This window comes from Candidatus Sodalis sp. SoCistrobi, assembly GCF_900143145.1.
In the GTDB taxonomy this organism is placed as follows: Bacteria; Pseudomonadota; Gammaproteobacteria; order Enterobacterales; family Enterobacteriaceae; genus SoCistrobi.
Map to the genome: position 1 here is coordinate 1 of NZ_FRDB01000142.1, position 7,781 is coordinate 7,781.

Here is a 7,781-nt window from a genome sequence, read left to right on the forward strand (position 1 = left end):
TCATATGCTGTTTAACCAGCGTCTGATATCGGCGGGTAAGGCGAGAGTCAATCCCGCCAACAGATAGGTTGAAATCATTCTGCAAAGTAATAACAGGTATCACGATAAATGTGTAGATACCTATGCCTTCACGGGCCGCCTCGATAGCCCAGCGCATCCTGCCGCCGCCTTTGGCATGAAGCACTAAGCGCATAACAACTCCGCCTCTGCCGTGCTCTATCCTGGCGCTGGTGCGGCTCAGTCGGCGGCGCGCTGATAAAGCGTTTGCCACATCGATTTAACTAGAATTTGATCCGGCGGCGACAGCTCCCCTTTTCTGATAGCCCGGTCAAGGCTCTCCTGAACCCGGCTATGCAGCGCCTCCAGGGTATGTTCGCCGTTCAGCTCGGTCCGCTACCGCCAGCGTCAAATGACCGCGCAGATAGCCGCCGGCGAACAGTTCATCGTCACTGGCATGCTCGACCATCTCGTCGATCTGCGCCAGAATGCGCGCTTCAAAATCCGCGATCATACTCATCCTCTTGATGATGTGGTACTGCTATTCGTTAAGATCTGATAGACAGAGAAACTGATCCCGCGCCAGCGGTGGCGTTGCGTAAAACCGATGCAGCGCTTGTATCAATGTCGCCGGGCGGGGTCCTACCCCGTTTTCCAGGTTCAACATGACCTGCGCATGCACCTGCCGCTGGAATAAAATGCGATCAGGCTCACACTCTCCACTGAGATTATCGCAGCTGACGTTAAAGGGGAAGCCGGCGGCAACGCAAAACATCCACTCCAGCGCCTGCGGCTTGATTTCGGCGCGCTCGAACCGCGCCTGGGTGTCGGCATCGCGCCCGTCAGGGCAATACCAGTAACCGAAATCAACCAATAACCGCCGGCGGGCGCCCGCAATACACCAGTGCGCTATTTCATGCAGCGCGCTGGCGTAATAGCCGTGGGCGAAGATGATGCGATGATAGGGCGCCGCGTCGTCGGCGGGCAAATAGAGCGGTTCGTCATCGCCTTTCACCAACCGCGTATTCTGCGTGGTGGCAAAACAGCCGTTGAAGACATCAATTAACTGTTGATAATGGTGAGTTTGGACGGACATGCTTTACCTTTACAGCCACACGGCCAGCCAGTGCGCAATAGCGGCACCGTGATTGTCATAAATCAGTTTGATACTCATCAGCAGCGACACCGCCACAATCATTGGCCGAATCAGCTGCTGCCCTTTCGTTAAAACCATGCGCGCGCCGAGCCGTGCGCCCAGAATTTGCCCGGCCAGCATCACCAGTCCCACCGCCCATATCACTTTGCCCGACAGGACAAACAGCATCAGGCCGCCAAAATTGGAGGTAAAATTGAGCACTTTGGCATGTGCGGTAGCGGTGGCGAGGTTAAACCCGCATAGCATAACAAAGGCCAGGGCGTAAAACGAACCGGCGCCCGGACCAAAGAAACCGTCGTAAAACCCGACGCAGCCGCCGCCCACCAGGGCGAAGGGCCAGCCGGACAGCCGGCGCTTGCTATCCTCGGCGCCAAGACGCGGCATCAGCAGGAAATAAAGACCGATTGCGATCACCAGCAGCGGCAACAGTTGTCGCAGCAGGTCGGCGCGCACATGCTGAATAAGCAGGGCGCCCGCCGCCGATCCCAGCAAAGTCATAACGATATTGCGCTTTTGACCGGCGAGCTTCACCGTCCCGCGCCGGACAAAATAGAGACTGGCGGAAAAGCTGCCGCCTACGCTTTGTAATTTATTGGTCGCCAGCGCCTGGGTCGGCGGCAACCCCGCAGCCAGCAGCGCCGGAATGGTGATAAGCCCGCCGCCGCCGGCCAGCGTATCGATAAACCCGGCCAGCACCGCCACGAAAAACAGCCCTGCCAATAGCCAGGGCGACATCACTAACCAGTCCATATCCTTTTCTCTACTGACGAGACGCGGGGCCATCACTGGCCCCGGTGACGCTTGCGCGACGGTCCGTTTCTCAGGGTGTTATCAGATGCCGGTCAAGCAGCGCCTGACAGGCGGCAGGCAGCGGCGGCGGTGTTTTTTTCACCGGTGCGCCGGTCCCCGGTTTGGCCGGCAGGAACCAGCTTTCCAGCTCGGCGCCGCAACCGTCACCCGGCGGCGGTATCGGCTGGTCGACGCATTCGCGACTGCCGGGCGGACAGCGCAGCCGGACATGCATATGGGCGCGGTGCCCGAACCAGGGCCGGACTTTGCGCAGCCAATCGCGATCGCTGCCCGCATCCAGGCATAGCTGTTTTTTGATGGCCGGATTGACAAAAATACGGGTGACCTGGTCATCCTCCGCCGCCAATTTAATCAGCGCCGCGGTTTCAGGGCGCCACAGACGCGGCACCACCCCGCGACCGTTGGCCGCCACCAGATCCAGCGGCTGAGGTTTAAGCAGCTGATAAGCGCTCCAGCGCTGGCGTGGCGTCTGCAACCAGATATCCGCGTCCAGCCCCGACTGATGGCTGGCGTGGCCGCTACTAAAACGGCCGCCGGCCGGCATCGCCATATCCCCTACCAGCACCTCACCCAGCCCCAGATGTTTCACCTGATTGCTCAGGCGCTGAATAAACAACAGCAGATCGGGGTGGCCAAAGTAGCGCCGCTGATCCGGCCGCAACACCTGATAGTTGCCTGCTTCCAACGCCAATGGCTGGGCCCCGATAATGCAACCATTGGCGAAGCTACCGATGGCGCTGGGCGCGCCGGCGATCGGATGGGCGATTTTTTGCCACGGCGTCTGCGCGGCCCCCGCGCAAAATGCCGCCAGCGCCAGACAACCGATGACTACTCTACGCATTGCCATCACCTTATCGGCGCCGCCGCAACGACGTCCGCGCACTGCGCACGCTGGCGCAAGAAATGATCCATCAGCACGATAGCCATCATGGCTTCGGCGATCGGTACCGCCCGGATGCCAACGCAGGGATCGTGCCGGCCGCGGGTGACCATCTCTACCGCGTCGCCGCTGCGGTTTACCGTCCGGCCGGGCACCATGATGCTGGAGGTAGGCTTCAGGGCGAGATGGGCGATAACCGGCTGGCCGCTACTGATGCCGCCGAGAATGCCGCCGGCGTGATTGCTTTGAAAGCCTGCGGGGGTCATTTCGTCGCGGTTTTCGCTGCCGCGCTTGCCGATAACCGCAAAGCCATCGCCGATTTCCACCCCTTTCACCGCGTTGATGCTCATCAGCGCATGGGCCAGATCGGCATCGAGGCGATCAAATACCGGCTCGCCGAGTCCGGCGGGCAGATTTTCCGCCACCACCGTCACCCTGGCGCCGATGGAATCTCCCGCTTTCTTCAAATCGCGCATTAGCGCATCCAGCGCCTCCAGACGGTCGACATCGGGGCAGAAGAACGGGTTTTGCTCCACCTGCGCCCAGTCTTTCAGCTCGCAGTGGATAGCGCCCATTTGCGCCAAATAACCCCGCACCCGCACCCCGCACTGCTGCGCCAGGTATTTCTTGGCGATAGCGCCGGCGGCAACGCGCATCGCCGTTTCACGCGCCGAAGATCGGCCGCCGCCGCGGTAGTCGCGTCGGCCATACTTCTGATCATAGGTGTAATCGGCGTGACCGGGACGGTAGAGATCCTTGATGGCGCTGTAATCCTGCGAGCGTTGATCGGTATTCTCGATAAGCAGCCCGATGCTGGTGCCGGTGGTGACGCCCTCAAACACGCCAGAGAGAATTTTCACACGATCCGGCTCGCGCCGCTGCGTAGTATAACGCGATGTCCCTGGCCGCCGGCGGTCAAGGTCGTGCTGCAAATCTTCCTCGCAAAGGGGGATACCCGGCGGGACGCCGTCGACGATCCCGCCCAGCGCCGGGCCGTGGGATTCACCGAAGGTGGTCACGCGGAAAAATTGTCCAATACTGTTCCCTGCCATCGGAACTCCTTACCCATTCCTGATAATTAAGAGACACACTCCACTGCGCCACGCGGGCTTCGCGGTCTGACCGGGCATTTTAATCACGATACAGCTTGAAAAGGTCACCGCAGGCCACCAATTGCTGACGCGTTAGCATAAAAACACCGTCGCCGCCGTGGGCAAATTCCAGCCAGCGGAACGGCACCTGCGGATATTGGGCTACCAAATGCACCATACTGTTGCCCACTTCGCAAATCAGCACGCCATCTTCGCTAAGGTAATCGGGCGCGCAGGCAAGAATACGTCGTACCAGCTTAAGACCGTCGCTGCCGGCGGCCAGACCGAGCACCGGTTCCGCATGAAACTCCGCCGGCAAATCGTTCATATCCTCTTCATCCACGTAAGGAGGATTGGTAATAATCGCGTCATAGGCCAGCGGCGTTAGTTCACGGAATAAATCGGAGCGAATCGGGGTTACCCGCTGCTCAACGCCATGCGCCTGTATATTGTGCTCCGCCACCGCCAGCACGCCGGGGGCAATATCCACCGCGTCCACTTCCGCCTCGGGATAGGGATAGGCATAGGCATAGGCGCAGGCGACAGCAATACAGCCACTGCCGGTACACATATCAAGGATATGCGCCGGCGGATGCGGCAGCAAATCGCGAAAATGTTCGGTAATCAGCTCGCCAATCGGGGAACGCGGGATAAGCACCCGTTCATCGACATAAAACTCCAGACCACAAAACCAGGCCTTATTGGTCAAATACGGCACGGGGATGCGTTCGTTCACACGGCGGATAACGCGCTCGACCACCCGCGCACGCTCGCTGGAGGTCAGGCGCGCGCCATGCATCTCCGGCGGCAGATCCAGCGGCAGAAACAAGCTGGTCAACACCAGCTGCTGTGCCTCATCCCAGGGATTGTCGGTACCGTGGCCGTAATAGATTTGCGCAGCGTTAAACCGGCTAACTGTCCAGCGCAGCATATCCTGAATGGTATGCATTTCCGCTACCGCTTCATCCACAAAAATTTTGTCCAATCAGCCCTCCGCGGCCTTCGCTCTCATCAACAGGCGCTAGTGTGCCATGAAGTGACCGACAAAGCAGCAGCCAGTGCGTCTTTGAGGACCTCGGCACCAGATTTTTTCGCCGTCATCGATAAGGAAAGGGTAAACTAAATAAAACGCGAGGCGCAGAGCAGACAATGAAGAAACGATTTACACTGGCGGAGGATGATCTGCAGCTGTTCAGGCAAACGGTGGTGGGCGCCAAGCCGCTGCCGCAGGACCGGGTAAAACCGTCCCCGCCGCGGCGCGCCAAAACCGCCCTGCCGCCGCGACGGTTAATACAGGAACAGGTGGATGCCAGCGTCTACTTTTCCGACGAATTTCAGCCACTGCTTCAGGAGGAGGGGCCGCCCCGTTATGTGCGGCCGGGCGTCAGTCCTTATGAGGTGAAAAAGCTGCGGCGCGGCGATTACACACCCGAGCTGTTTTTGGATCTGCACGGGCTGACGCAGGCGGAGGCCAAGCAAGAATTGGGCGCGCTGATGGCCGCCTGCCGGCGTGAACATGTGCATTGCGCCTGCGTGATGCACGGGCACGGCAAACATATCCTGAAACAGCAGACGCCGCTGTGGCTGGCGCAGCATCCTGACGTCAAAGGTTTTCATCAGGCGCCGAAGGAATTTGGCGGGAGTGCGGCGCTGTTAATTCTGGTGGAATTGGCGTCTTGATGGGGGCCGTTTGGGCGGTCCAGTCGCCGAAACGGCGCGCCGTTCGCGCCTCTAAGGTATTGCCAAGATCCTGCTTCGCAGGGCTCGGGCGCAGGAATTAGCGCGCCCAAGCCGAGACAAAGCCTAGTTTACGCAAGGCCGGTCATTTTTCCAAATCACCGGTCCTTTCCAAATCGTCACATCCCCTTTGGTCAGGAGCAATTCACCTTGGCGAGCCGCGATCCGATCTTTTATCAACCGGTCTGCCTCGACAGTCTGGTTAAGAGCGTAGAACACCTCGCCTGACGCGCAAAACCAACTGGGACGCGACAGCCAATGGCGCGGCACCACGTTATCGCCGTTGATAGCAAGTTCACCCGCGTTGACCCGATTGTCAATGGCATTCAGCGGCACTATCCCCCAAAAGTCGCCACCGTAAATGCGATAGATATGGTTTTGCTGCATTAACGCCAGGATTTCGCGATTAAAATCCCTATCGCGGTGAAAAGTGATATGAATACTGAGATTAAGATTTTTGTTGGCGACCACGGGATACCAGCACGACGTCAAAAGCGCAATGAGAACGGTGATGATCGCAAGAGCGCTTTTCGATGTGATACTGCGGGATAATAGATCGTACAGCCAAATGAAGAGCGTCAATTTAAGCAGCGACATCGCCCTCTCCCTACTGGCTGCCTGACATCAGGAGTTAGCTTCAATATGGATCTTTTTTAAACCGAGACACTGACAGGCACAAGCTTGAAGAATCCCCAAACCAATTTCGAGAGGGGGGATGCGCTACCCTACTTCCTATAAAGCGCGTTTAGAGATAAACCGACAAGCAAGGCGCATAGGGGGACGGAACACAGGCGCAGTGTCAGCGACATGAGTAACGGGAACAAGGCAGGTTCACTCCGCAAGCACCCGTTGGCTATAGCGGCTATGGGGTTGCTACGGGAGCGGAGGTGATTTAGCGCAGGAACATCCTCCGCCCTGCGCCAAAGCCGAGGTGTCAGCCGTTCAGACTTTCGACAGCAATTGTGTCGGCCCCACTTGCCAGCGCAACGTGCCGCTGCCGCTGACGGCGTCCAGATCAACGCCCGCCACGGCGGAAGTGGCGAACATCGGCGGCTGCTCTTCGGGGCATAAGTCCGCCACAAGGTATCCCACCAACGGCAAATGGGAGATGACCAGTACCCGATTTACGCCCTCATTCGCCAGCGCCTGCAGGTAGCAGCTTACCAACCCGGCATCGCCGCCCGGCGTCAGTTCCGGTAGCACTTCATGGCCGTCCGGTAACACCAGATACGCTTGCAGGGTATCGAGCGTTTGCCGGGCGCGCAGATAGGGACTGACCAACACCCGATCAATGTCCGCCACCTGGCCGCTAAGCCAGCGCGCCATCAGGCCGGATTCATCACGGCCCCGATCGGTCAGGGGTCTTTCCGCATCGCTCGCGGCCTCGGAAACAGCATCGCCGTGCCGCATAATTAGAACTTGCATAATACACCGTTGTTGTTGGGGAAAATCGCGCCCGGTCAGCCGGGGAGCTCCCGCAGCCTTCCACTGACGCACAGGTCGCGCTTTCCACCACCTGCGGTGGCGGTATCACGACCGTGTCAGACGAGAAGTCACATCTGACCAAAACGCTGTTTTTTTACATCAACTCTACCCCGGGAGTCAATATAATGCGCAGGGCCATTCGCACTCGGGCTGCGTTTTCTGGTCGGAAAACGAACCGCGATTTGCGATGATTATTAGGCTAAGACCACATGTTAGCCGAATGGTGCATAAACACCGTGGGAATATTCTTATCGCGGAACAAAAACGGTACCCCACCGCACCGTACGAGCGCGCGCGGGGCAGATAAAAGGGTTAACGCAGACCCAGTTGGAAAATCAGTGTTTCCGCCTGACAGCAAAAGGTAAAGTCCGCGTCCAGCACAAAACCGTTATCCTGCGGTTCAATGCTGGCGTCGATTTGACAAGGATCGGATTCCACCGCGCGGGCTTTTTCCGTAAGCGTGTTCAGCATCGATTCCGCCTGTTGGCGCTCCGTGAAGGCATAGGTATCTACACATTTATCGTGATACCTGTTATTACTTTGCAGAATGATTTCAACCTATCTGTTGGCGGGATTGACTCTCGCCTTACCCGCCGATATCAGACGCTGGTTAAACAGCATATGA

At 58.4% G+C, this 7,781-nt stretch carries 9 protein-coding genes and 2 pseudogenes; 1 reads left to right on the top strand and 10 read right to left on the bottom strand.

What is annotated here, in order from left to right; all coding sequences use genetic code 11:
- The 7 genes and pseudogenes from CINSTRO3249_RS10335 to prmB form a co-directional block, all read right to left on the bottom strand.
- On the bottom strand, positions 1–193 hold a 193-nt coding region (locus CINSTRO3249_RS10335; RefSeq protein ID WP_143146898.1), incomplete at its 3' end, for a hypothetical protein.
- A 44-nt stretch (positions 194–237) separates the two neighbouring features.
- A pseudogene (locus tag CINSTRO3249_RS10340) lies at positions 238–511 on the bottom strand (YfcL family protein).
- A 27-nt stretch (positions 512–538) separates the two neighbouring features.
- Positions 539–1,093, bottom strand: coding sequence for an elongation factor P hydroxylase (locus CINSTRO3249_RS10345; RefSeq protein WP_074013224.1), 555 nt, complete (start codon positions 1,091–1,093; stop codon positions 539–541).
- 9 nt (positions 1,094–1,102) lie between these two features.
- Entirely contained in the window at positions 1,103–1,903 is an 801-nt protein-coding gene (locus CINSTRO3249_RS10350) for a sulfite exporter TauE/SafE family protein (RefSeq protein ID WP_074013232.1), read from the bottom strand.
- Between the two features lie 70 nt (positions 1,904–1,973).
- Positions 1,974–2,804: a penicillin-insensitive murein endopeptidase gene (gene mepA, locus CINSTRO3249_RS10355; protein ID WP_074013225.1), complete on the bottom strand. Its 831-nt coding sequence runs from the start codon at positions 2,802–2,804 to the stop codon at positions 1,974–1,976.
- 5 nt (positions 2,805–2,809) lie between these two features.
- Complete coding sequence (aroC, locus tag CINSTRO3249_RS10360; protein WP_074013226.1) at positions 2,810–3,895, bottom strand: chorismate synthase; 1,086 nt, start codon at positions 3,893–3,895, stop codon at positions 2,810–2,812.
- A 79-nt stretch (positions 3,896–3,974) separates the two neighbouring features.
- On the bottom strand, positions 3,975–4,919 hold the full coding sequence (prmB, locus tag CINSTRO3249_RS10365; RefSeq protein WP_074013227.1) for a 50S ribosomal protein L3 N(5)-glutamine methyltransferase: 945 nt from the start codon (positions 4,917–4,919) through the stop codon (positions 3,975–3,977).
- A gap of 164 nt (positions 4,920–5,083) precedes the next feature.
- On the opposite strand from prmB, the gene smrB reads away from it, so the two are divergent.
- Entirely contained in the window at positions 5,084–5,614 is a 531-nt protein-coding gene (smrB, locus tag CINSTRO3249_RS10370) for an endonuclease SmrB (protein WP_074013228.1), read from the top strand.
- Between the two features lie 123 nt (positions 5,615–5,737).
- Here the strand turns inward: smrB and CINSTRO3249_RS10375 are convergent, their stop codons facing one another.
- From CINSTRO3249_RS10375 to CINSTRO3249_RS10385, 3 genes and pseudogenes are all read right to left on the bottom strand, one after another.
- A complete protein-coding gene (locus tag CINSTRO3249_RS10375; protein ID WP_074013229.1) occupies positions 5,738–6,268 on the bottom strand; it encodes a hypothetical protein in 531 nt (176 codons plus the stop codon).
- Between the two features lie 345 nt (positions 6,269–6,613).
- Positions 6,614–7,096, bottom strand: coding sequence for a phosphohistidine phosphatase SixA (gene sixA / locus CINSTRO3249_RS10380; RefSeq protein WP_074013230.1), 483 nt, complete (start codon positions 7,094–7,096; stop codon positions 6,614–6,616).
- Between the two features lie 372 nt (positions 7,097–7,468).
- A pseudogene (locus CINSTRO3249_RS10385) lies at positions 7,469–7,672 on the bottom strand (YfcZ/YiiS family protein); the annotation flags it as partial.
- Between the last annotated feature and the right edge of the window lie 109 nt (positions 7,673–7,781).